This window comes from Marinobacter sp. LV10R510-11A (genome assembly GCF_900215155.1).
Lineage (GTDB): Bacteria > Pseudomonadota > Gammaproteobacteria > Pseudomonadales > Oleiphilaceae > Marinobacter.
On the sequence record NZ_LT907980.1, the window covers coordinates 3435547 to 3459387 of the forward strand.

The following is a 23841-nucleotide window of genomic DNA, read 5'->3' on the forward strand; positions in this document are numbered from 1 at the left end:
ACGTAACCATGGAAGAGCGGCAAGTAACTAGGCTGAAGCTGACAGTAACCAACCCCGGAACCACACGCAGTGGCGCCAGTATTGAGCACAGCTTTGGCTCTCAAGGTGGCTCTATAGGCACCGCTGAGAACGATACTTGGCAGCTGTCGGCACACCGCACTGGCGCGGTTCCGGGCCACGCGGAAATCCGGCTTCTTGATGGTGGATACTGCCTGATTGATCGTAGCGGCCGAACCTACATTAACAGTGCAACCCAGCCGGTGGGACGTGGCCGCAGGGCACGGCTGAACCAGGGCGATACGGTTAGCATTGGTCGCTACCGCCTACGGGCAGAATTATTAGCGGGAGAGGCCTCAGACGCACCGGCAAATAAGGAACTGGAGCACCATGAGGCCGTAGAGGACAGAAAACTGGTGGACGTAGCAGAAGGCGAGCTAACCCGAGGAGCCGGAGGAACGAGCGACCTGCAGGTGGCCGAGCCTTTGGAAGGGCTGGCGCCGGCAGCGGCAGAAACCGTCAGCACGGACCCCATGTTGCACTGGCAGGATGAGCCGGCCCGCGCTGGTGAGGAAGAGCGCACGCTGATGGCGAGCGAGCGAACCTGGTTTGCGGCTAAAACTGACGTAACGGACGAACACCGGGAAAATCGCGATGTTGCGATGGGTCTTCCGGTAAGAAAAGGAGAAGGGGACAGGATGTCACAGACCAATACCGGCTTACCGGATCGGGAATCTGGTGAAAAGAATGATCACCGGAGCGATCAAAGTCGCAAACACATAAGTGCTACCCCTCTAATGCAGGGCATGGAAGCGGGGCTCAGCTTTGCTGACAGTGATGGCATGCAGCTGTTTTTGGAGGAGGCTGGTCAAACGCTTAAGGCGGCCATAGAAGGGTTGTTGACCTTACACCAGGGTGAGGACAGCCGGCATCAGGCGCTGCGCACGCGGTTACAACCCATTGAAGACAATCCACTGCGCCTTGGTGGTGATTATGAGCAAACTGTCCAAACGCTGTTCGCTACCCAGCGCAGCCCGGTGCACTTGTCGGCTCCTGCCGCCGTACAGGAAAGCCTGCAAAGCCTGAATCATCACCAGCGGGCAACTCGCGAGGCAATCAGCGAAGCACTGGAAGCCATCCTTCACGCGTTTTCACCAGAAGCTTTGCTCCGTCGCTTTCATGGCTACCGCCGCGGCTTGCAACAGAATGAGGATGAAGGGTGCTGGGCCTGGGATATGTACCAGCATTACTACCGAGAATTAAAATCGAGTCGTCAGCAGGGTTTCGAACGTCTGTTTCAGGAGGTGTTCGATCAGGCTTACGACCAGAATTTGCGCCAACTACAAAGGGAGAACCCGCTGTGAAAACCTGCAAATGTGCCTTGCTGACGACGGTGCTGGCGATGGTATTTGTGCTCGCGGGATGCAGCACGCCCTATAACGCCGTAACCAAAACCGCCAAAGTGCTCTGGGATCCGGATATTCCCGTGGGCTATGCCGAAGATCTTCCCAGCCGGGTGGATCTGACCATGGTTGCTGAGCCAGGCGTTAACCCAAATGAGTCTCTGGCACCCACACCCATTGCTTTTCAGATTATTGAACTGCGTGACAACTCATTGTTAATGGCAGGTGATTTCGACCAGTTGCTGACCAACCTGAAGGCTTCACTGGGCCGTAATTACATCGATCACAGTGATTACACCCTCGTGCCTAACCAGTTCAAGTTTGTGGAGCCGTTTGAGATCAGCAAAGACACTCGGTTTATCGGCGTGATTGCGTTCTACGCTTACCCGAACCTGTCCCAGTGGAAGAAGGTGGTCAAAGTGGATCCTGTTGGGGGCCGCTACCATTTGCTGGTGAATCTGCGGGATAGGGAAGTACAACTCAAACGGTCGGAAGAAACCTGATGGCAGTTACAAATCGAGTCGTTTGGAGTGATGGTTTGTTTATCAAACCCCAGCACTTCCAGCAGCAGCAGCGGTATCTTGAACACCAGATTAATGAACGATCCCTGGCGGTTTCCGACTACCTGTATGGCTTCAGCGATCTGGAACTGAATGCGGAGTATCTAAGTTTTGGGCGTATTGGGCTAGTGCGGGCCAGTGGTTTGTTTCCGGACGGCACCCGTTTCAATCTGCCCCAAGACGATGTTATGCCAGAGCCCCTGGAAATCGCCGATGCGTCGGTGGCCAATCAGGTTGTGTATCTTGCTCTGCCCCTAGGCAACGATAGTTTGGCAGAGGTGGAGTGGCCAGATGCGCCGGCGGCGGGAAGGTTCCGGGCCCAGAGCGAGGAAATCCGCGATCTGCACTCCATTGACGGCGATTCCCACACCATCGACGTGGCCCGTGTAGTGCCGCGCCTAATGCTGGAGCGGGATGACCGGAGCGCCTATGCAGCACTGGCTCTTGGCCGGATTCTGGAGAAACGCCCAGATGGCAGTTTGGTGATGGACCCCAATTTTATGCCCACCATGCTAAGCGTCCGCTCAGCTCCCAAGCTGCAGCGCTTCGTTGGCGAGATGGCAGGTCTGATGCGCGAACGTGCGCGCAATATAGCGGAACGTGTTGGAGCACCAGGGCAGGGTGGTGTCGCAGATGTGGCGGATTTTATGCTGCTGCAGATGCTCAACCGCGCGCATCCAAGGTTTATGCACTTGGCTCGCCTTCGCCAACTGCACCCGGAGCGCTTGTATGAAGCCCTGCTTGAACTCTGTGGCGAGCTGGTGACCTTCACCGACGAAGGCCGGCTGCCCCGGGAATACACTGCCTACGATCACGACCTGCCCGAGGACTGTTTTACACCCTTGATGCAGGTATTACGGCAATCCCTCAGCACGGTGCTGGAACCTCGGGCTTTGGCGATTCAGCTGCAGGAGCGCCAGTACGGGCTGACTGTGGCGCCGGTTCAGGATGGCCAGCTAATTCAGGGTGCTGAGTTTATTCTGGCGGTTAAAGCCGACATGCCGTTGGACGATCTGCGCAAGCAGTTCACCCAGCAGTGCAAAGTGGCCTCTGTGGAAAAAATCCGCGACCTCATCAGTTTGCAACTTCCAGGTATTCCGCTGTCGGCTTTGCCGGTGGCCCCGCGTCAGTTGCCGTATCACGCCGGGTTTGTGTACTTCCGGCTGGACGATCAAAGCCAGGCTTGGCAAATGCTCGACAATGCCAGCGGTTTTGCCTTCCACGTAGCGGGCAGTTTCCCAGGGCTGGAAATGCAGTTCTGGGCAATCAGGAGCTAAATGATGACAGATGCACCGGTAATGGATTTACCCAATGGCAGCAGGCATTCCGGCGGCAGTGCATTCAGTGACTTAGTGTTTGCTGATGAACCGACCCAAGATGGTCTTTCTGGCAGCGACTTTGGAAATGGGCAGTTCCAGCTCCGAGGGCTGGAAGACAACCGCCTGACCGACGCCGCCACACCTTTGCTTGGGTTGGTGATACGAATTCGCCGGCTGGCGGATTTCGGAGCGGTTGAAAGCCTTTACCGGCAGGTGGTAGATGAGGTGGCCGCTATAGATCGCGAATTGATCGAGCAGGGCTACGAACGCCCTACGGTGGTGGCTTACCGCTATGTGCTTTGTGCCTTCATCGATGAAGCGGTGCTGGGGACAGACTGGGGCGCCCATAGCGTCTGGTCACAGCACTCGCTGCTGTCACGCTTTCACAACGAAACTTGGGGCGGAGAAAAGGTCTTTGCCATCCTCGCGCGGATGGAGCAAGAGCCAGCACGCTACAAGGACATGCTGGCGTTTATCTATCTGTGCCTTTGCCTGGGTTTTGAAGGCCGATACAAGGTGATGGAAAACGGCCGCGACGAGTACGAACAGATTCTGCGTGGCCTTCATGAGCAGCTTCAATCACTCAGAGAAGATCAGGATCTGGAACCCTTGGCCGACGCGCAAATCAATGTAACGCCGGCGCGTAATCGGCTGCGCAGCGGCTTGCCACTGTGGGGTATTGCCGGGCTGTTTGTAATGGCCATGGCGGGAATTTACAGTCTTTACAACATAGCGCTGGAAGAACGCATCAGGGATGTGCTCAGCGTATTGGAACAACTACCGAAATAAGGATATCACTGTGATTCGGGTAGAACTGCCGGCGCTTATCGGGCGCCTCAACGATATTTGCCGTAACGGGCTGGAAGCCTCTGCGGCCCTTTGCATTAGCCGCCAGGGCGCAGAAATTACTCCGGCCCACCTTCTGTTCAAATTGCTGGAAACGCCGTTTTCCGACGTACGCCAGATATTGGAGCAGGCTGGAATTAACCACCAGACGTTCCAGCAGCTTGTTGGTGAAAGCCTCAACGGCGAACCGCAAACGGCAGAGACCTATCCGTCTTTTTCGCCGCTGCTGATCGATCTGCTGCAGGACGCTTGGCTTCTGGCTTCAACGGAGCTGAATCACCGCAACTTGCGCTCCGGCGTTGTATTCCTCGCACTGCTGATGAATGCCGATCGCTACCTGATGCCACAGGTTAGCCAGCAGCTCCGGGACATCAACCGTGAACACCTGCGCCGTCAGTTCGACACCATGACCACCGGCTCTGCCGAGCGCCCAGCCATGGAGCAAGGCGAAGCAGGCGCACCCCAGGCCGAGACGGATATGGATCCGCTCAAACGCTATGCAACCGATTTTACGGCGTTAGCGCGTTCAGGAAAGCTGGATCCGGTGGTGTGCCGCGATGCAGAAATTGATCAGATGATTGATATCCTCTGCCGTCGCCGCAAGAACAACCCCATCGTGATCGGTGATGCCGGTGTTGGCAAAAGCGCGGTCGTGGAAGGCCTAGCCCTGCGCATCGTTACCGGCGACGTGCCTGATCGATTGCATAAGGTTGAACTCTGGACGCTCGACATGGGTGCGCTGCAGGCGGGCGCCTCCGTAAAAGGCGAGTTCGAGAAGCGCCTGAAAGGCGTTATAGAAGCCGTGAAAGGCTCAGCCACACCCATCATTCTGTTCATCGACGAGGCCCACACCCTGATCGGCGCCGGCAATAGCGAAGGTGGCTCAGATGCCGCCAATCTGCTCAAGCCAGCACTGGCCCGAGGCGAGCTGCGCACCATCGCCGCCACAACCTGGCGCGAGTATAAAAAATACTTCGAGAAAGATCCAGCCCTCAGCCGACGCTTTCAGCCGGTGGCACTGGACGAACCCAGCCCGGCACAAGCCGTCCATATTCTTCGTGGCCTGCGCACCGTGTATGAAAAAGCCCACCAGGTACTCATCGCCGACAGCGCCCTGAAAGCCGCCGCCGAAATGTCCGCCCGCTACCTAGCTGGCCGCCAACTTCCGGACAAAGCCATCGATGTGCTGGATACCGCCTGCGCCCGTGTCAGCCTCAACTTGAACACACCACCACGCAGGCTCAGCCACGTACGCAGCGAACTGCACCAGCTCTCCATGGAACAGGAACTGCTCAGCCGCGAGCACACCCTCGGACAGAGTGTTGATGCTGCCCGGGAGGCCGAACTGGAACAGCGCATCGCAGAACTGAACGAACAGGCAGCGGAACTGGAACAGAGCTGGAACGCCCAGCGTGAACTGGTCGCCCGACTGGTAGAGATCCGGGAGCAGCTGCTGAACCCTGCGGAGATCGAAGATGCGGTGGTCGAAGGCGAAAATGCGATAGAAGAGTTCGGCCTGGAAGAACATCCAAATCTGCAAAGCCAAGCGGCCGCCATCGAACAGGAACTTGCTGAATTGCAAGCAGGCGAGCCATTGGTGCACGCCCGGGTAGATTCCCGCCAGATTGCCGAAGTCATCGCCGATTGGACAGGCATCCCCGTCAACAGTATGACCACCGACGAACTGAAAAAAATCACCCACCTGCCGGCGTATCTGCAAGCCCATATCAAAGGCCAAGACACCGCCATTGAATGCCTGCACCAACACCTACTTACCGCCCGCGCAGATCTTCGACGCCCCGGCCGCCCCATGGGCGCATTCCTGCTGGTGGGTCCCAGTGGCGTCGGCAAAACCGAAACCGTTGTGCAGTTAGCTGAACTGCTCTACGGCGGCCGCCAGTTCCTCACCACCATCAACATGTCTGAGTATCAGGAGAAGCACACCGTCTCCCGCATGATCGGCTCACCACCAGGCTACGTCGGCTATGGCGAAGGCGGCATCCTCACCGAAGCCATCCGCCAAAAACCCTACTCCGTAGTACTGCTAGACGAAGTAGAAAAAGCCCACCCAGAAGTGCTCAACCTGTTCTACCAGGCCTTCGACAAAGGCGAGTTAGCAGACGGCGAAGGACGCCTGATCGACTGCAAAAACATCGTCTTCTTCCTGACCTCCAACCTCGGCTATCAGACCATCGTTAACCACGCCGAAGAGCCGGAGAAAATCGAAGAAGCTCTATACCCGGAACTGGCCGACTTCTTCAAACCAGCCCTGCTGGCCCGGATGGAGGTTGTGCCCTACCTGCCGTTAGGCGAAGACACTCTCAACCGAATCGTTGGCGACAAACTGGAACGCCTAGCGAACCAGATTCGCGATCGCTACCACACAGAAGTGGTCATGGAAGACGGCCTAGTAGACGCCATCCGAAGCCGTGCAACGCGCAGCGAAAATGGAGCGCGAATGCTGGAGTCCATCATCGAGGGCGAATTGCTGCCACCGATCTCACTGGCGCTGCTTGAAAAGCTGGCAGCGAAAGAGCCGGTAAGACTAGTAACCTTAGGCGTTTCCGAAAATAGATTTTCAGGCACCGTAGCCTAGGGCAACCGTGATCTAGCGCAGCGTGGGGTTCTGCCTTCCAAAACCCTGCGTAGCCATGGATGGCGGAGCGGAGCCTACAGGGACGTATTCACGGCGTGTTTTGGAAGGCAGAACCCCGCGCTGTGCGACCGGGCTGATCTGGAATATGACGGCACGGAACAACAGGAATTTAAGGGAAGAAAAAAATGGGACAGATGCAGATGGAACTGCACACCGGCATTGAGCTGGCGGTCGCACTGACCCAGCAGACAACATTGCCGGATTTGCTGAAAACAGTCACAACACAGCTGGAAAACACCTTCGGGGTAACTCGCTGCTGGGCATTAGAACTCGATCTCAGTGGCCGCACACTGCACTGCAGCGACCTGCTCGAATCCGGCGAATTCGACTGTGGCGACTTCAGTCACCCCTTCGCCCACCTGCTGCAAACCGGCAAAGCCCGCGAACTCACCCGCGCCGCCAGCTACCGCCTCGATCACCCCGGCTTCCAAAGCCTCATCGAAGCCAGCGACCGCCCAAAATCCTTGTGGCTCGAGCCTTTGCGCGGCGACGACGGCCGAACCCTCGGCATACTCGTACTTTGCCGCGACGAATCCGACTGGAGCGGCATAACCGTCCAGCCCCTGTATTGCGGCCTCATGCAACTGCTCACACACCAGTGGGTATCACTACTGCAAAGCCGCGATCAGGTTTGGCAGCGCCGCCTGCTCAAACGCTCTCTGGACAACCTGCACGATGCAGAAACTGTCCGCAAACGCTGCGAGATACTGGCCCAAACGCTCATCGGCCCCTCTGAAACCATGACCAAGCTGCGCGCTCAAGTTGTTCGCGCCGCCGGCAGCCAGCTGTCTGTGCTGGTTCAAGGCGAAACCGGATGCGGCAAAGACGTGGTTGCCCGAGGCATTCACGAGCTCTCGGATCGTGCCGAGGGCCCCATGGTCGTGGTCAACTGTGCAGCCATACCGGAGAGCTTGCTGGAGAGTGAACTCTTCGGCCACACCAAAGGCGCTTTTTCTGGTGCCGACCAAGCCAAAGAAGGGCTTTTGGCTCAGGCCAATGGTGGCACGCTCTTTCTGGACGAAATCGGCGATATGCCCATGGCCTTGCAGTCCAAACTCCTGCGAGTGCTGGAAAGCCGCGAGTTCCGGCCCCTTGGCGCTCGCCAGGAACAACACTCAGATTTCCGGCTGGTTGCGGCCACCCATCAGCCTCTTCACCAGAGCATCAAAGGCGGAAGCTTTCGCCAGGATCTGTTCTATCGCCTGAGCCAGTTTCCGTTACACGTCACGCCGCTGCGTGACCGTCTGGACGATCTTGAATCCCTCAGCCGCCACTTCATCCGATTATATACCGAGCGCGAAGGCACAGGGCCGCTGGGCATCAGCAGCCATGCTCTTCGGGCCTTCTTAAGCTACGACTTTCCCGGCAATGCCCGGGAGTTGCGCAACATCATCGAGCTGGCCTGCTTGCAGACCCCCGCCGGAGATGACATCCAGCCAGAAGCTCTCAGGCTCACGGACTTCTTCTCGGAGCAGGGCCGCCCAGACGCGGCAGATACTGCGCCGTGCGGCTCAGGCACTCCCATTGCTCCCGACGCTGACGAAATTCGCGATCTCAAGGCGGCCGCTCAAGCGTTTGAGGCTGCCGTTATCCGTGATCGTCTGCGCCAATACGGTGGCAACCGCGCCCAGGCTGCTGAGAGCCTTGGCCTGCCAAAGCGCACACTAGCCCACAAGTGTTTGAAGTATCAGGTAGCCGAAGCATGAAGTATCCGAAAATCAATACGCTGGCTCGAAACTTGGCGGTTCTAGGCCTGACAGCTGTGTGCTTGCCTGCTCAGGCAGGACTGCTGGAGGAGGCCCGTCGGTGCACCGCTGAAACCCAGCGCTTAGAGCGCTTGGCATGTTTTGATGAAGTATTCGGTACGCCTTTGGCGGAGTCTGAAACCGGTGTTAAGCCTGGGTCCGGGTTACGGAAGCTAAAGCGCTCTGGGCGCTGGCGCGAGGCCTATGCCCAGGCCGAAGCAGCAACCGTGGCTGGCGGTGTTACCTACCGCAACACCGGGCAGGCTGCGGGCCTTCTGGCCACAGTGTCGGCGCTGGGCACCACGCTGCCCCGACCTTTGTTGGTTCTACAGTGCCACAACAACATCACCGAACTTACCCTGATGTTGCCAGAGCCACTGGAAGCAGAACGGGTAAACATCGGGCTTGGAGCAGCTGAGACAACAGGCCGGAGCGCCTGGCGAGTGCGTGATAACGGGTATGTGCTCAGCATCGGGCGTGGCTTGCCCGCTATTCGCACCGTCAAGAAGATAGGGCTGGAAACGGATATCCGCGTTTACTCTGAAAACAGCCGCATCGACGGCTTGTTATTCGACCTGACGGGTTTCCAGAATGCCATTCGCCCGCTTCGTGAGAATTGCGGCTGGTAGCCCAGCAGCGAACAAGCAAGGACAGACATATGCAGGTTATCGAACAGCATCCTTACGTTGAACAAGTCGTCACGCCGCTGGCAGGTGAGTCGGCCGCAGGCCGCGCGCTGGGTGAGGACGCTGCGCTGGTATTCCTTGAAGACGAAATCATGAAAGTCGGATCTCTAGCACATACCGACATTGACTGGAGCAAGGTTGAGAGCGAATCCCTGAAGATTCTTTCCGCCCGTAGCAAGGATTTGAAAGTTTTAGGGTTTCTTCTGATTGCCTTGCAGCGAGGTGGCGATGGTGAGCGCTTTGCTCTGTCGCTTTACCTGTTGAACTGTGTGCTAGAAACCTGGTGGGCAGAAGGCTGGCCGTACCCGGGTGATAAGGGCAAGCGGGCGCGGAAAATGATGTTCACCCAGATGCTTCAGCGTGCAGGCAAGGGCGCGGTGGGAATATCCTTCGATGCCAGCGTAGGGGACGGCCGTAGTTTCTGCATTGAGGTACTGGCAAAACTCCAGGCTCAGGCGCAAGAAAAGGAATTGCCCGACGACGCACTGGCGGATCTGAAGCGTGGCGTCGAAAAATTGCCCCAACCCCAAGAGGTCGGCGCGAATTCTGAAAAAAGCTCAGAGGCAACCGCTGCCAGTGCTTCCGTTGTTGCAGGCGCCGCGCCTTCGACGACGTCAGCAAGTCCTTCGCTTGGGGCCCTAACTCTAGACCCGAGTAATGAGCGAGCTACCCGCCAGAGCCTATTGAAAGTAGCGGACATGCTGACCGGAACCGAGCCGGAGCGCCCCTTAGGCTACCAGATCCGACGCTACGCGATCTGGCAGAGCATTACATCGGTGCCGCCAACACGGGACGGCAAACGCTCCGATCTGGCGGCGGTCAGCGCGGACAGGATCGCAGAATACCGCGAGGCCCTGGAAAAATCGCCGGATCAGGCGCTGTGGCAGCGCATAGAACAGAGCCTGTCGGTAAGCCCGTTCTGGTTGGATGGTCATTGGCTCAGTGCCAGTGTGGCTTCTGCTTTGGGATGTGAAAGCTGCGCTGAGTCCATTCGCGCCGCCGTTGCTGAGTTTGTGGAAAGGCTGCCTCAGCTGACTGAGCTGACCTTTAACGATGGCACCCCATTTTTGTCTCCAGACGCACAGGACTGGCTCTGGTCGGCATCTACACCTGGCCAGTCCGGCGGCGGCGCCAGCCCCTGGGAACAGGCCTATGACACAGCACGAGAACTGGTTGGTCAGAAAGGCCTGGCCTCTGCGATGCAGCTTTTGGAAGAGGGGCTGGGGGGAGCCCGGGAGCCGCGGGAGCAGTTCCACTGGCGCCTGACATCAGCTCGGCTGATGAAAGACGCCGGCCTGGTTAGCCTGGCGACCCGGCAGATCCAGGATCTACAACAGCAAATAAGTGGTCTGGCGATTGAAGACTGGGAACCGGCTTTACTGAAACAACTTGAACGACTGGCCTGAGGGCCGAGTCGGGACAATAGCTACCTGATTACGGATAAACAGCAGGAATGGATACCATGTGGAGAAAAGCTTTACTCATTGGCCGCTGGCTACTGCCATACGTTCGAAATGCGGCACCCGTTACCCTGGTTCTGGGCCTGATTGCGCTACTGGTTGCCACCTGGTGGCTGGGGCCAAAGTGGGAGATTGGTGGAGAATTTCCACTTGCAGCGTGGCAGATGCGCGCGCTGATTACCCTGGGTGTTGTTTTACTGGTCGCCATGATCTGGGGCACGATGCTGGCCCGCCGGTTGGGCAAGGTTAATGCGGATAAAGCTGAGGAGCAGCAAGAGCAGGAGGATCCGATTTTACCGATGGAGCGCCGGCAACAGCGGTTGTTGGACCGTCAACTCGCGGCCCTGAAGAACAACCTCCCTGGGCGCCGGGGCGTCTATCGCTTGCCTTGGTATCTTCTAATGGGCCTAGAGGATGCGGGGAAATCGAGCCTTATCCAGCGTTCCGGACAGACCTATGCCCTGACCAACGTTACCCGTAATAACCGCGCGGATCGCAATCCGTTTGGGTTCGACTGGTGGATTGGCGATAACGGCGTACTGATTGATCCCGATGGCGAACTGCTGAGCCAAAGCCAAGGCGCTGCCGGGGATATGCAGCAGCGGCTCTGGGGGCACTTCATCCATTGGCTTGAGCGCAATCGCCCACAACGCCCGCTCAATGGTGTGGTGCTGGCGGTGGATTTGGCAAGGCTGAGCACGGCCAGCGAGGAGCAGCGTGAAGCCCATGCCATTCTGCTGCGAACGCGCCTCAGAGAACTGATGGAGCAGATAGGTTCGCGCCTGCCAGTGTATGTGTCTTTTACCAAGATGGATCTGCTTTACGGTTTCGGGCCTTTTGTCCGTACGCTCAGTAAGCAGGAGAAAGAGCAGGCTCTTGGATTTACCTTCCGGCTGGAAGGTCAGTTGGATAATGACGACTGGTTGAATGAATTCTCGGAGCGTTTCAGCGAGATGGTCGCACGGCTGAATGAGCGCTTACCTGACGTACTCGCCAGCACTCGGGACTCTGAAGACAGGGCCGCTGCCTATTCGTTCACCCGACAGCTGGCCGGGATGAAGCCTGCGCTTGAAACCTTCCTGACCAGTCTTCTGTCGGCCGATGCCTTCTCAACGCCCGCACTGGTTCGGGGTACTTACTTCACCTCTGTGGTGCAGGAAGGTGTGCCCGAAGATGCTTTTGTCTCCGCCGCCGCCAACCATTACCAAGTATCCGGCCCAATTCAGCCGGCCCAGCGCACGGGCCAGTCGGCAAACCTGTTTACCCAGTCGCTGTTCCCCGGGATTATCTATCCCGAAGCCGGGCTTGCTGGGGACAATCGCCGGGTTGTGCATAGCCGCCAGCGCCGGATGGTTATCGTCGCCGTCGTTGCTGTATGTGCCGGCGCAGGCATAACTGCAGGCTGGCAGCATTACTTTATCAAGAACGCCGACGCGGCCGCCTCGGTGGAGACAAGGGTGCAGAGCTTCATCGATAACTGGCAGCCGGTGGGATACGAGCCGGATACCACTGGCCGCAACCTGCTTGAGCCGCTGGATCAGTTGCGCCAGGCAACCTTGGCGTTCGGAGACCATCGAAAACAATGGCTGCTGATCAGCGATATGGGGCTGTATAAAGGCCACAAAGTAGGGCCAGAAGTAGAAGCGTCCTACCTAGATATGTTGGCCTACCAATACTTGCCCGCATTGATGTTCGGTGTGATGGGCGAAATGAGCCGGGCTCCGGACGATAGCCCGGAGCGCCTTGAACATCTGCGTGTGCTGCGAATGCTCTACGATGCCAGTGGCCGCCGCAACGATATTGTAACCACCTACATGAGCGAATACTGGCAGCGTGCGTTCCCTGGTCGGCGTGATGTTCAGCAACGACTTATGGGGCACCTCGGCTACGCCATGGCCTACACCGACCTGGCAAAGCAAGCGGGCAGTGGCGATAGAACTGCCGATATGGCGCTTGCACCCTTCAAGAGCAGCGTACAGTGGTCGCAACACGAGCTGGGGCGGATGTCGACGCCAGATCGCGTGTACCGGGATTTGGAAATAGAGGCAGGCCGGGAATTCAGTCAGCCCACTGATCTGGCCCGTACCTCTGGCCCGGCATTCAGCAACGTGTTTGTGCGCGTGGATCAGTATGGTGAGCCTGCCGGAGTGCACAGAGGAGAAGGAAGAGCCGGTCAGCCATTGGAATCAGCACCGGATCCTTTGAGCATTCCTGCACTGCTGACCCGGGACGGCCTGGAAAAGTGGTTCTTGCGCAAATCTGCCACGGTGACAGAGCTGGCCCTCGTAGACGCCTGGGTACTCGGGCGCAGAGACAATGTGGACTTCAGCAAAGCCGATGAAGCAGAGCTGCAAGCCAGTTTGCAGAATCTCTACGCCGAGCACTATGTCAACGCCTGGCGCACAGCTTTGAGCCGAGTCGATATCCAGAAATTTGAAGATCTGAACCATGGTGTTCGTGTACTGGAAAGCCTTACCGGTGGCCATGCACCTTTGGCACAGTTGCTTGGGCAGGTTCGACGAAACACGCGCCTGGTGCCTGCTGTTGAAGGGGATAACGTAGCAGCGCGGGAGTTGCTTGAGCAATCGGCCCACTTCCGCATGTTGCAGAATATCGAACGCCAGTTTACGGATCTCAACCAGCTTACCCGCAAGCACGAAGATCAGCCCAGTGGGCTTGAGCAGGTCATGTTGGTGGTGAACGATCTGCACGAATACATGCGCAATATTCAAGAGGCACCAGACAAGGGTAAAGCCGCGCTCAATGCGGCCCGCGCCAGAATGGGGCTACAGGGTGCAGATCCGATTTTCACCCTACAGCGGATGGCGGGACACCAGCCCGAGCCGCTTAATCGGCTGCTCAGCAGATTGGCCACAGAAAGCTGGCGAGTGCTGCTGGATCAGGCCGTAGCGCAGCTTGAGCGGGAGTGGTACCGGGAGGTTTATCAGCCGTTCCAGCAAAATCTGGCCAGGAACTACCCGTTTAACGCCAATGCCGGTCGCGATGTCGCCTTGCAGGATTTTGAACGGTTTTTTGCGCCGGGTGGCGTGTTGGATACGTTCTACAAGGAGAACCTAAAACTGTTCCTGGAGGATCATCCGGAACAAGTGGGGGATGCCCGTAGAGCCGGGCTGGTACGCCGAGATGTGCTGGCGTCTCTGGGTAAGGCCGATAAAATCCGCAGTGCTTACTTCACGCGCAGTGGCACGCTGGATGTGGAGTTTTCTCTAGAGCCCCTGAACCTATCTTCCAATAAGCGCCGCAGCGTGGTGAACCTTGATGGCCAGCTGGTGGAATTCAGTCACGGCCCAAGCCAGAGTATTCCCTTGGTATGGCCCAACACCCTGAGGGACACAGTAGAAAGCCGTATTACTCTGGTTCCGGTGCAGGTAAATCGCTCGCCGCGCAGTATTTCCCAGAGTGGCCCCTGGGCGTTGTTCCGCCTGCTTGATAAAGCCGACATAACCGGTGTCAGTAGCAGCGCGGTGGATGTTCGTTTTCAGGTTGATGATGGCGACATGCGTTATCGCTTACACGCGGCAAGCAACACCAACCCATTCACTCAGGAATTGCTATCGGGCTATCGGATTCCCCGCAGCCTGTACTGAATAGGTCGTGTTTTAGAGACGGGGCAGCGGAGCCTGTGGCGAACTTGGATTAGGGGATAGGGGGAGAAAGAATGCTGGCCAAACCCGTAGAGGTTGTTTGCAGTCTATTATTACCGGCTTTGCTACTGAGTCTGCTATTGGTGTCCCGGGCTGGCCTAGCCAGCCCGCCGCCAGTGCCCCTCGCCAACACATACCACAAAGGGGTCGCACTGGAGGATTATTGGGTTAGCGAGAAGTTTGATGGAGTGCGAGCTTACTGGGATGGCCAGAGGTTTTTATCTCGTAACGGCAATGTTTATCAGGCGCCGGATTGGTTTGTCGGGGATCTCCCCGATGTTCCACTTGATGGTGAACTTTGGATGGGTCGACAGCGTTTTGCCGAGCTTTCTGGGGCGGTGCGTAAACGAATTCCGGTGGACAGTGAATGGCGTGCTATCCAGTTTTATGTCTTCGACTTGCCGGCTCCGGCCCCGTTTCACGAGCGATACCGACAGCTGAAAACGTTGGTAGAAAACACGGATTCCCGCTATCTAACGCTTGTAGAGCAGGCCCCGGCCACCTCTCATACCGAACTGATGGTTCGTCTCAACAGGGTGGTCGCTGAAGGAAGTGAAGGGTTGATGCTAAAGCGGCTCGAAAGCCGGTATGAAGCGGGCCGTTCTGATGATCTGCTGAAGGTAAAAACCTTTGACGACGCAGAAGCCGTGGTGGTTGAGCACTTGGCTGGAAAAGGCCGACTTCAGGGGATGATGGGTGCCTTGCGGGTAGAGCTTCCGAACGGTCGCCGCTTTCGCATCGGCTCCGGGTTCAGTGATGAACTGCGCGCCCAACCACCCGCTCCGGGAACTCGCATAACCTTCAAATACTATGGCCGTACGGCGACCGGCCTGCCACGCTTCGCTAGTTTTCTGCGCGTGCGTGATGACGAGCCCGCACAGTTACGGATTCCCATGCGTGTGCTAGAGTAATTTATCAACAGCCCTCGCGGCTGTGATCATAAAACGGCCTTCCCCGGCCGTTTTGAAAGAACATCAGTGGTTCCCTCAGGAGATAGGCCATGGATAAGCAAACAGCACAAGGTGACTATGCCAATGTCAAAGAGGATCTTCAGGTGCTGCGCGATGATATTGCAGCACTGACCAAAACGGTCACGGAAGATCAGACGTCCCGCGTCAATAGCTTTAAAGACGAAATCAGTCGGGAAACTCGGTCAGCACTGGATCAGCTGCGCAAGCGGGGCGATGACGCACTTACGCGCGCTACGGAAGCTGGCTCGCAAACTGTAGAGAGTGTGGAGCACAAAATTGAGGAAAGGCCGTTTCTCAGTATTATTCTCATGTTCCTGGCCGGTATCATCGTGGGCAAAATGCTTGATCGCTGATGCTTCCTGACTCCGCAACTATCCAAAGCACCATACGCAAGGCTGTTGCCGCAATCACCGCTGTGGTGCTGGCAATAGTGCTGCTTACTGCACTATTGGTTACTGGCTTTTATCTGCTGGTAAGCGCAGCAACCCTGGCCCTGGCTCCTCTCGTGGGAAAGCCAGGTGCCATGGCCATAACCGGCTTTGCGTGCCTGTGCTTGTTGGTTCTATTTTTCTATCGTATGACCCGCCCTGCCAAAACCTTACGTGATACCGAGAATAGCCAGTCTGGTTCAGGTTCCGGCTCGCCCATCGATATATTGCGTTCGCTGATTGCCCGCAACCCGTTGGAGGCGGCGGCACTGGCTTTTGCCGTTGGTGTGGCAGAGCAGAGTGATCCGAGGCTAAAAAACCTGCTGCTCCAGGGCGGCATGGATTTGATGCGCCAGTCCGCTGATTCCACTTCCCCAAAAACCGATGAATCGAATTAGACGAGTGCGGCTTCGCCCCATAAAGCTCCCGCAGAGTAACCCTTCAAACCTTTTTTATTGTTCTGGAAAACCCGTATAAGCCTGATATTGAAGGCTGCCTTTTTACGTCTCTAATTAACTTTTAAGCCCTTGATTATTAGGGCTTAGATATATAATTCTTCCAGAAAAATTAAAGAATAATGAACAGAGTGTAGTGTGGTTTTAACCCAAACTTATGCGTTTAGGCACTAGGGTAGATTCATGCAATTCAGGGCCATGAGCGATTCCGTTCAGTAACCCTAGAATGCAATGACGAATGGATTTTTAACCAGTGAGGATGAAACGCTATGAACTATAAAGCTCGCATTGCTTGTGCAACTGTTTTGTCTGCCAGCGTATTCGCAGCTCCGGTAAAGACGATACCAGAGCCAAGCTTAAAGGCGGTGCCCTTGTAGCGATTGGTCGTTTGCCAGTAACAGATAGTTTCGGCGTATACGCCAAAGCGGGTGCCTTCGCGGCCGCACTTGATGTGGATGCTTTTAACGAAGACGAGACCTATGACGACGTAAGCCCCGTTATCGGTGCGGGTGTCGACTTCCGCATCACAGATCATCTGACCACGTTCCTGGAGTACAATCGCTATAACGTTGACATTGATAAAAAAGATTTCCATAACAACTTGAGCAACGACAACCCCGAGTTTGATACCGCTCAGGTTGGCTTGAAATTCCAGTTCTGATCGATGCAGATATGACCCCTAAAAAAGGTGCAGAGACTGAGTCTCTGCACCTTTTTTTGTTTATCTCCTCCCCGATAGTTCGCCTGCAGCCTCTACCGATATACTGGTATTCTTTACGCACGCTTTTGAACAGCTGAACAGGAAGACAGCGTATGTCTGGAAACGAACCTTTTGACTGGCCATCAACCCCCGCAGCCGTGTGGCGCCGCCATCGCGAGGGTCTGCGCGCAGTGCGGAGACTGGATCCGGTTCAGTGGGACTCTCTGACCGGTATTGACCGCCAGCAGCAAGCGCTTGCACGTAACACCGAGCGCTTTCTTGCAGGAAAGCCGTCAAATAATGTGCTGCTCTGGGGTGCCAGGGGAACCGGCAAGTCGTCCCTGATCAAGGCACTGTTGAATCGCTACAACGAGCAGGGGCTGAGAATTATTGAGGTAGACAAGGATGACTTGGTAAATCTGCCGGAGATTGTTGATGATCTCTGCGATCTGCCGTTTCGCTTCATCATCTTTTGTGATGACTTGTCCTTTGATGTGGGTGAATCAGGCTACAAGGCTTTGAAAAGCGTGCTTGAAGGCTCGCTGGAACTGCCGCCTGAGAATGTTCGTGTCTATGCCACATCGAACCGCCGCCATCTGATGCCAGAATTCATGTCCGACAACCTCAAAGGTAAGGCGCAGGATGGGGAAATACACCCTGCTGAAGCGATAGAAGAGCAGGTCTCGCTGGCCGACCGTTTTGGCCTGCAGCTATCCTTTTACGCATTCTCGCAAGAGGTTTATTTGCAGGCTGTGGATGCTTTGTTTCCGGACGTCGCCGACCGGGAAAATCTGCACCGTGAAGCCATTCGGTTTGCAACCTCCAAGGGAGCCCGCAATGGTCGTACCGCGCAGCAGTTTTTTCGGCAGTTTTCCGGTGACAAAAGCCTTGGTTGAAGCCTGCCGGCTTCACCGAGGGAATTGTTATACGTTAAAAATGCGCCGCCGGAACGATAACCCGAAAACAGACACCGCCTATGCCGTTTCGGGTTTCATTTCCCGCTTCAACATGGCCGCCGTGAAAATCTGCGATCAGTTGGACAATGAGCAGGCCCTGGCCAAGGTGACCTTCTTCTCGGCCTTCCCGCACCGACACGAAAGGACTGAAGATACTGGTATCCGGATTGTCCGGTAGCGCTGAGCCTTCGTTGAATACGGACAGGCAAGTGTGTGCCTCCGTTTGTTCAAGACTGATCTGGATTCGACCCTCTTCCGGCGTGAAATCCCTAGCGTTGTCTATCAGCTTATCAAGCAGTTGCACCATCAGCTCTGGGGAGCCAGTCAGGCTTATGCCCGACTCTGGCCCTGCGTAATCAAATTGGTGATGCTCATCTAGGGATTGGTAGGCCGCTGTTGCCTGGCCGATCACATCGGCCAAATCGAATGCTTCCTTGTCGGCATGATCAAAGCTCTGTTCCAGCCGGGCGGCCTCGCTCATGCCATTAAGAATTTGCCGTAAGCGCTCGGTCGCTGCAGCCGCGCGCCCGATGTACTGGGAGCGCTCTTCTTCTGTTTCGCTGTGGGTGAGGTTTTCCAGCGATGAGCGCACCACGGCTACCGGGGTTTTGAGTTCATGGGACAGGCGCTGCGAAAAGCTTTCCAGATAACGATTGTAGCCATGCAGCCTGTCGGCCATCTGGGCGAAATGATTCTGCAGTTGCCCCAGCTCATCCCGGGCTTTAGAGCCTGGCAGCGTGCCGATAATCCGGCCGTCCTGGTCAATGCTGGCGCTGACCGCGCGCTGCAAACGGGCAATGCGCCAGGACAACCAGCTTGCGTAGCCCAGCAATACCAATGTCAGGCCGATAATAATAAGCGTACTGCGGGCAATGACCGAGCCTAGAGTAGAACCGGACAGCGTAAGTAGTTGATCCAGTGATTGTTCCAGTACCAGAGTCCGGCCACCGAATACCGGCTTGGTGGTCATCATCCAGACACTGTCGTCCTCATGGCGGACGAGCCCTTCGCTTGGCAGACCGTTCATTTCGAGCTGGTTGACGCTGGCGGCAAGGGTTGCCGGCTTGGGTTGATAAAACTGCACTAGTGCCCGCAGGGCATTGAGGCTTATATGCTCAACGACCTGCAAAGGGCTGAGCGCTTCGAATTCTGGTGGTATCTGCCGGGAGGGCGTGGACTGTTCCGCGATCACCCAGCCTGCCGGCTCGATTAGCCGGGCAGTTTGTCCCTTGCTCATGCCCGGGATCAGTTGCCGCTCCAGCTCAGGTTTACGTTCGACTAAAGCCGGTAAGGGGTTTGTCGACGTTGATGTTTGCGCCGAATCTGAGTTCTCCTGCCATCGGGCGGTAAAGCCCAGGCGGCTGCCTTGCGGGGGTTTGGGCAGTTCCAGTTCAAGCTGCCAACCGTTGCCCACACTGTGCCAGTAACCGGTTACCCGATAGTCGGGCGTTTGCGCGTTTTCTGTCGTGGCGTAATCAGGGGTGTAAATGGTGGCGTACACCTTGCCGGGTGCTGGGGTGCGTACTAACCACGCAGCAGGCTGGGTATCCGGATCAAGCTTTCCGTTTGCGGGTTCCAGCCAGAGCAGGAGCCGGTCATGGGGCTGTTCGGGTGCGCCAGGATTAAAGAATACGAGCTGGCGGCCACTGATACGTATCAACAGGTACAGGTGGCGCTGGTCGGTGGCCGCTTGCCAACGCATGGTGGGTTTGCCGGTGTTTTCCGCTGGCTGATCTGAATGTTTGGCAGATTGCCAAGGCTGGAACTGTTCCCCTTCGTCGTAACCTGGCCAGTCGTCGCTGTAGCCATCTAAATTAAGAGGATTGCTGAGGTTTTCTACATAAATAGCAGACGTTTGAGGTGCAACGATGGGAAGGCCGAGGCTAAGGTCTCCGGCTGTTTTTGCCAGCCGTTCGGCCTGATCCTGCAACTGCTGAAGAGCCTGTTGTCGCAGAGCCTGATCCAGCTCCAGCACAAACTGCAGGCCGGCCCACGGGATCAGTAGCATTAATAGGCTAGCAACAAAGAGTTGGCGTTTGAGGGTCATGAATCAGAGCTCACGGGCATTCCAGCGATAGCCCATGCCGTAGGCGGTCTGGATGCTGTCGAAGGTGCTGTCGAGCTGAAGGAATTTGCTGCGGATGCGTTTAATGTGGGAGGTCACAGTGTTGTCATCCAAAACCGTGCTGGCGGCTTCCATGAGTTGTTCGCGGCTGCGCACGTGGCCCGGGTGCTGAACCAATGCGTGCAGCATCCAAAATTCCGTAACGGTGAGGTCTATCGCGGTCTGATCCCAGGCCACGGTCATGCGATCAACGTTGAGGTTGAGGCGGCCACGGCTTACTACTTCATCTGGTTTTTGCAGGGCTTCTGCCCAGGCGTCTGCCCGGCGTAGCAGGGCGGTCACCCGTGCCAGCAGGTGTTCCATGCTCATGTCTTTGGTGACGTAGTCGTCTGCGCCCAGGCGCAGGCCGTGTACGGAATCTATGTCGCTGTCCCGGGCGGTGAGGAAGATGATGGGCAGTGTTCCGGACAGTGAGCGTAAGTATTGGCACAGGGCAAATCCGCCTTCGGGCTCATCCCCCAGTCCGACATCAATAATGGCGAGATCTGGCAGGCTCTGGCGCAGCACCTGCCAGGCGGACGATCGGTCACCGTAGGTGGATACGCGATAGCCCCGGCGTTCAAACGCGGCGCGGTAGTTGTCGCGGATGGCGGGCTCGTCCTCTATCAGGACTAGGTGTTTTTTCATGTTTTGGCTGTTATCCGTGGGCGATGTGAATCTATTTAAACACGGCGGGCCCTGATAACAAGGTTAGCTTGCGGTGTTGTCATAATTCATCATTTTTTGTGGGCGGAATGTTTGATTCTGCCACGGGAGTTCCTTTTCGGGTTGTTGAAATGGCTAGGTCTTATTGAATCGTGTAGCCAAAGGATCTTGCCATGATGTTTTCTGCCATATCGTCGAAGCACAGTGCTTTATCGTTTCTTCAGAGTCCGCCCTCCCATGCGGCTGGGGGCCCTTCCGAAACACGCTGTGAATACTTCCCTGTACGCTCGGCTCCGCCATCCATGGCTCCGCACGGTTTCGGAAGGGCCCCCAGCCGCACGGGATGGCTCAGTGGATGTCGCGCCTTTCGTATTCGGCGCTTTATGGAGGATGTCAGTTTGTGGCTGGCGGTGTTGTTGATGCTGTTTGTTCAGCCTCTTTATGCTGAAGCCAACACAAGTAGTGAGGACACAGCGGGTGCGCTGCACTTTGTAGATGGCAAGGGCCAGTGGCAGGAGCCGGCGCTGGTGTTGGGGAGTGAGTTTGATGTTCGAGTTAGTGGACTAATTGCGGATAGTCGGTTGGTGCGTACGTTTCGGAATACGAGTGATCAGTGGCGTGAAGGCGTGTTCGTGTTTCCGCTTCCTGAGAAGGCCAGTGTGTACGGGCTAACCATGAAGGTGGGGGAACGCACCATTGTGGGTGAGGTTCAGGCCCGTGAGGAAGCAAAGAGAACCTATGAGAAGGCACGGGATTCCGGGCGTCATGCGGCAACGGTTGAGCAGCAGCGGCCGAATCTTTTCACGACCCGGGTGGCGAATATTCCGCCGGGGGCAACGGTGAGTGTGGAGCTTAGTTATCAGCAGTCGGTGGGTTATCAGGATGGGGTTTTTGAGCTGAGTGTGCCGACGACGCTGACGCCGAGGTATATGCCGGGCGAGCCTTTGGCTACGACGCCACAGCAGTGGCAGGGTGGTTGGGCGGTGCCCACCACGGAAGTGCCGGATGCTGATGCTATCAGTCCGTTTACCGTGGATTTAGCAGACGTGGCTGCGGACAGCCATCGGGCTTCGGTTCGGTTCACGATTGATGCCGGTCTTCCGTTGGCGCGGGTGTCTAGTCCTAGCCATGAGCTGGCGACACAGCAGGACGGCCAGGTGGTGACGGTTCAGCCGCAGGTAGGGGATATTGTGATGAACCGGGATTTTGTGTTGCGTTGGCAGCCGCTTGCAGGTCAGGAGCCTGGGGCGGCTGTTTTTCATCAGCGTTGGGATGGAGAGGAATATTTGCTGGCTATGGTAGTGCCAGGAAAATCAGGTAAAACCCGTTTGCCGCGGGAGCTGACGTTTGTGATTGATACCTCTGGCTCCATGGCCGGGGAGTCTATTCGGCAGGCGCGGGAGGCTTTACAGCTGGGGCTGGAGACGCTGGTGCCCGGGGATCGGTTCAATGTAATTCAGTTTAACTCTCAGCCCCATGCGTTGTTCATGCAGCCGGTAATGGCGACGGCCAACAATCTGGCCCGCGCACGCCATTACGTAAGTCGGCTGAAGGCCGACGGCGGCACGGAAATGGCGCCGGCGTTGACGATGGCTCTTCAGGGCCATGGCAGGGCGAGCGGCGAATTGCTGGATGAGGCGTCATTACGAGTGCGGCAAGTGGTGTTCATGACCGACGGTGCGGTTGGCAACGAGTCGGCATTGTTCAGCCAGATCCGTCGTCAATTGGGCGACCAGAGGTTGTTCACGGTTGCCATAGGTTCAGCGCCCAACAGGCACTTTATGCGGGAGGCAGCGCGCTGGGGGCGTGGCAGTTATACCTCTGTGCAGGATCCGGCGGATATCAGTGGCCCTTTGGCCAGACTGTTTGCAGCCATGGAGGCGCCGGTGTTGACGGATATCGAGGTGCGCTGGCCGGGCCAGTCAGCATCGGCGCTGGAAAACAGCTTTCCACGGCGCCCCGGCGATCTGTTTCAGGGTGAGCCACTGATACAGGTGGTGCGAGGTGTGCCGCCGGCCGGTGAGTTGAGTGTTTCAGGTCGGTTGCCGGGTGGTGGGAAATGGCAGAGGAGCCTGGATTTGCAGCAGGCTGCTTCTGCCACTGGCCTTAACCGCTACTGGGCTCGCGAGAAAATCGACAGCCTTATGGACGAGGCCCGAGTAAAGGGGCAGGAACCAGATAAAGCGAAGATCACCAGTCTGGCGATCGAGCACAGCCTGATGTCGCCTTACACCAGCTTTGTGGCGGTAGACACAACGCCTGTGCGGGCTTCAGACAGTGCTTTGTTGAAAGACAACCTGCCAACCCTGAGACCTGCTGGAAGTCAGCCTGGTATGACCCGTTACCCGCAAACGGCTACGACGGCACCTCTGTTAATTGCATTGGGGCTGCTAGGTCTGATGCTCTGTGCCGCTATCGTGTTGCTGCAAAGGCGGGCGTACCCATGAGCCGCCTGCTGTTGTTATTGATGACAAGCTCTGCAGTCATGCTGGTCTTTGGGTTGTGGATTCCTTTGAAGGCCGTGATGGCGCAGGAGCTTCTGGAAATTGCTTGGGCTGAAAGCCAGGCCCAGCAGACCGAATCCCGGCCCCGGCCCTGGCCTTGGGCCGACACCTGGCCGGTGGCGAAGCTTTCCATGCCGGGGCTGGGTGACTCAATGATTGTTTTGGCGGGTGTGCATGGGGAAAGCCTGGCCTTTGGGCCTGGGCAGATGATGGGGGTGCAAGGCCAACAAGGTGCCGTCATTATTGCTGGCCACCGGGATACCCATTTCCGGCCCCTGAAACACCTGGAGCCCGGCAATGAACTGCGCCTGCAAAGCCGGGACGGCCGGTGGCAGGGCTATCGAGTGCATGAAACAAGAATTGTGGATAGCCGTTCGGAATTCATCGATACCCGCCAGTTGTCTGCGGATACCCTGCTGCTGGTTACCTGCTATCCGTTCGACAGCATGGATGCGGGCGGCCCGCTGCGGTACGTGGTGGAAGCTCACGCCGATGGTATTCTTGGCCAGCAGTCATTGGAAGAAATTGACACTGTTGCAGGCCTATAATCTTGGCGTACACTTGTGCGCCAAAATCCTGTTGCAGAGTTTGCCGTATGGGCTTTATCAGAAATTTTTTGGCTTGGCTGAGTGTTCCCGTGCTCTGTATGCTCGCCTTGCCGCTTTATATCCTCAGGCCATTTAACCCTGACAATAACCGCCTGATGGCCATCGCAATGGC

General features: G+C 56.8%; 18 protein-coding genes. 16 read left to right on the top strand and 2 right to left on the bottom strand.

All coding sequences use genetic code 11. The features are described from left to right. Nucleotides 1-8: 8 nt before the first annotated feature. The 14 genes from tagH to CPH80_RS16665 all read left to right on the top strand — a co-directional run bounded on the left by tagH (nucleotide 9) and on the right by CPH80_RS16665 (nucleotide 17787). Nucleotides 9-1361, top strand: a complete 1353-nt coding sequence (tagH, locus tag CPH80_RS16600; RefSeq protein WP_096279537.1) for a type VI secretion system-associated FHA domain protein TagH — start codon at nucleotides 9-11, stop codon at nucleotides 1359-1361. Next, on the top strand, nucleotides 1358-1903 hold the full coding sequence (gene tssJ / locus CPH80_RS16605; protein WP_096279539.1) for a type VI secretion system lipoprotein TssJ: 546 nt from the start codon (nucleotides 1358-1360) through the stop codon (nucleotides 1901-1903). Before tagH ends, tssJ begins: the two co-directional genes overlap by 4 nt. Beyond that, complete coding sequence (gene tssK, locus CPH80_RS16610; protein ID WP_096279541.1) at nucleotides 1903-3237, top strand: type VI secretion system baseplate subunit TssK; 1335 nt, start codon at nucleotides 1903-1905, stop codon at nucleotides 3235-3237. Before tssJ ends, tssK begins: the two co-directional genes overlap by 1 nt. Before the next feature lie 3 nt (nucleotides 3238-3240). After that, nucleotides 3241-4068 carry a type IVB secretion system protein IcmH/DotU gene (gene icmH / locus CPH80_RS16615; RefSeq protein WP_096281720.1) on the top strand — a complete coding sequence of 276 codons (828 nt, stop codon included), beginning with the start codon at nucleotides 3241-3243 and terminating at the stop codon, nucleotides 4066-4068. Between the two features lie 10 nt (nucleotides 4069-4078). After that, nucleotides 4079-6721 carry a type VI secretion system ATPase TssH gene (gene tssH / locus CPH80_RS16620; protein ID WP_227520224.1) on the top strand — a complete coding sequence of 881 codons (2643 nt, stop codon included), beginning with the start codon at nucleotides 4079-4081 and terminating at the stop codon, nucleotides 6719-6721. A gap of 194 nt (nucleotides 6722-6915) precedes the next feature. Beyond that, the gene (locus CPH80_RS16625) at nucleotides 6916-8487 is read left to right on the top strand and encodes a sigma 54-interacting transcriptional regulator (RefSeq protein WP_096279545.1); all 1572 of its coding nucleotides are present in this window, start codon (nucleotides 6916-6918) and stop codon (nucleotides 8485-8487) included. Continuing rightward, nucleotides 8484-9155 carry a type VI secretion system-associated protein VasI gene (gene vasI, locus CPH80_RS16630; protein ID WP_096279547.1) on the top strand — a complete coding sequence of 224 codons (672 nt, stop codon included), beginning with the start codon at nucleotides 8484-8486 and terminating at the stop codon, nucleotides 9153-9155. The genes CPH80_RS16625 and vasI overlap by 4 nt, the downstream gene beginning before the upstream one ends. A gap of 29 nt (nucleotides 9156-9184) precedes the next feature. Then, nucleotides 9185-10618 (top strand): type VI secretion system protein TssA, encoded by a 1434-nt coding sequence (tssA, locus tag CPH80_RS16635; RefSeq protein WP_096279551.1) that lies wholly within the window; start codon nucleotides 9185-9187, stop codon nucleotides 10616-10618. Between the two features lie 47 nt (nucleotides 10619-10665). Beyond that, entirely contained in the window at nucleotides 10666-14280 is a 3615-nt protein-coding gene (gene tssM / locus CPH80_RS16640; RefSeq protein ID WP_096279553.1) for a type VI secretion system membrane subunit TssM, read from the top strand. 71 nt (nucleotides 14281-14351) lie between these two features. Further along, on the top strand, nucleotides 14352-15248 hold the full coding sequence (locus tag CPH80_RS16645; protein WP_096279555.1) for a DNA ligase: 897 nt from the start codon (nucleotides 14352-14354) through the stop codon (nucleotides 15246-15248). Nucleotides 15249-15337: 89 nt separating this feature from the next. After that, complete coding sequence (locus CPH80_RS16650; protein ID WP_096279560.1) at nucleotides 15338-15661, top strand: hypothetical protein; 324 nt, start codon at nucleotides 15338-15340, stop codon at nucleotides 15659-15661. Further along, entirely contained in the window at nucleotides 15661-16134 is a 474-nt protein-coding gene (locus CPH80_RS16655) for a hypothetical protein (protein ID WP_096279562.1), read from the top strand. Before CPH80_RS16650 ends, CPH80_RS16655 begins: the two co-directional genes overlap by 1 nt. A 349-nt stretch (nucleotides 16135-16483) precedes the next feature. Continuing rightward, nucleotides 16484-16852, top strand: a complete 369-nt coding sequence (locus CPH80_RS16660) for an outer membrane beta-barrel protein (RefSeq protein ID WP_172898614.1) — start codon at nucleotides 16484-16486, stop codon at nucleotides 16850-16852. A 152-nt stretch (nucleotides 16853-17004) separates the two neighbouring features. Beyond that, nucleotides 17005-17787 carry an ATP-binding protein gene (locus CPH80_RS16665; RefSeq protein ID WP_096279564.1) on the top strand — a complete coding sequence of 261 codons (783 nt, stop codon included), beginning with the start codon at nucleotides 17005-17007 and terminating at the stop codon, nucleotides 17785-17787. Nucleotides 17788-17821: 34 nt separating this feature from the next. Here the strand turns inward: CPH80_RS16665 and CPH80_RS16670 are convergent, their stop codons facing one another. Further along, nucleotides 17822-19894 carry an ATP-binding protein gene (locus tag CPH80_RS16670; RefSeq protein WP_096279566.1) on the bottom strand — a complete coding sequence of 691 codons (2073 nt, stop codon included), beginning with the start codon at nucleotides 19892-19894 and terminating at the stop codon, nucleotides 17822-17824. A 3-nt stretch (nucleotides 19895-19897) separates the two neighbouring features. Next, complete coding sequence (gene pdsR, locus CPH80_RS16675) at nucleotides 19898-20599, bottom strand: proteobacterial dedicated sortase system response regulator (protein ID WP_096279568.1); 702 nt, start codon at nucleotides 20597-20599, stop codon at nucleotides 19898-19900. Between the two features lie 320 nt (nucleotides 20600-20919). Between pdsR and CPH80_RS16680 the strand changes: the two genes are divergently transcribed. Both CPH80_RS16680 and CPH80_RS16685 read left to right on the top strand, forming a co-directional pair. Further along, nucleotides 20920-23064 (top strand): marine proteobacterial sortase target protein, encoded by a 2145-nt coding sequence (locus tag CPH80_RS16680; protein WP_096281722.1) that lies wholly within the window; start codon nucleotides 20920-20922, stop codon nucleotides 23062-23064. Continuing rightward, nucleotides 23061-23669, top strand: coding sequence for a class GN sortase (locus CPH80_RS16685; protein ID WP_096279570.1), 609 nt, complete (start codon nucleotides 23061-23063; stop codon nucleotides 23667-23669). The genes CPH80_RS16680 and CPH80_RS16685 overlap by 4 nt, the downstream gene beginning before the upstream one ends. The last annotated feature ends 172 nt before the right edge of the window (nucleotides 23670-23841 follow it).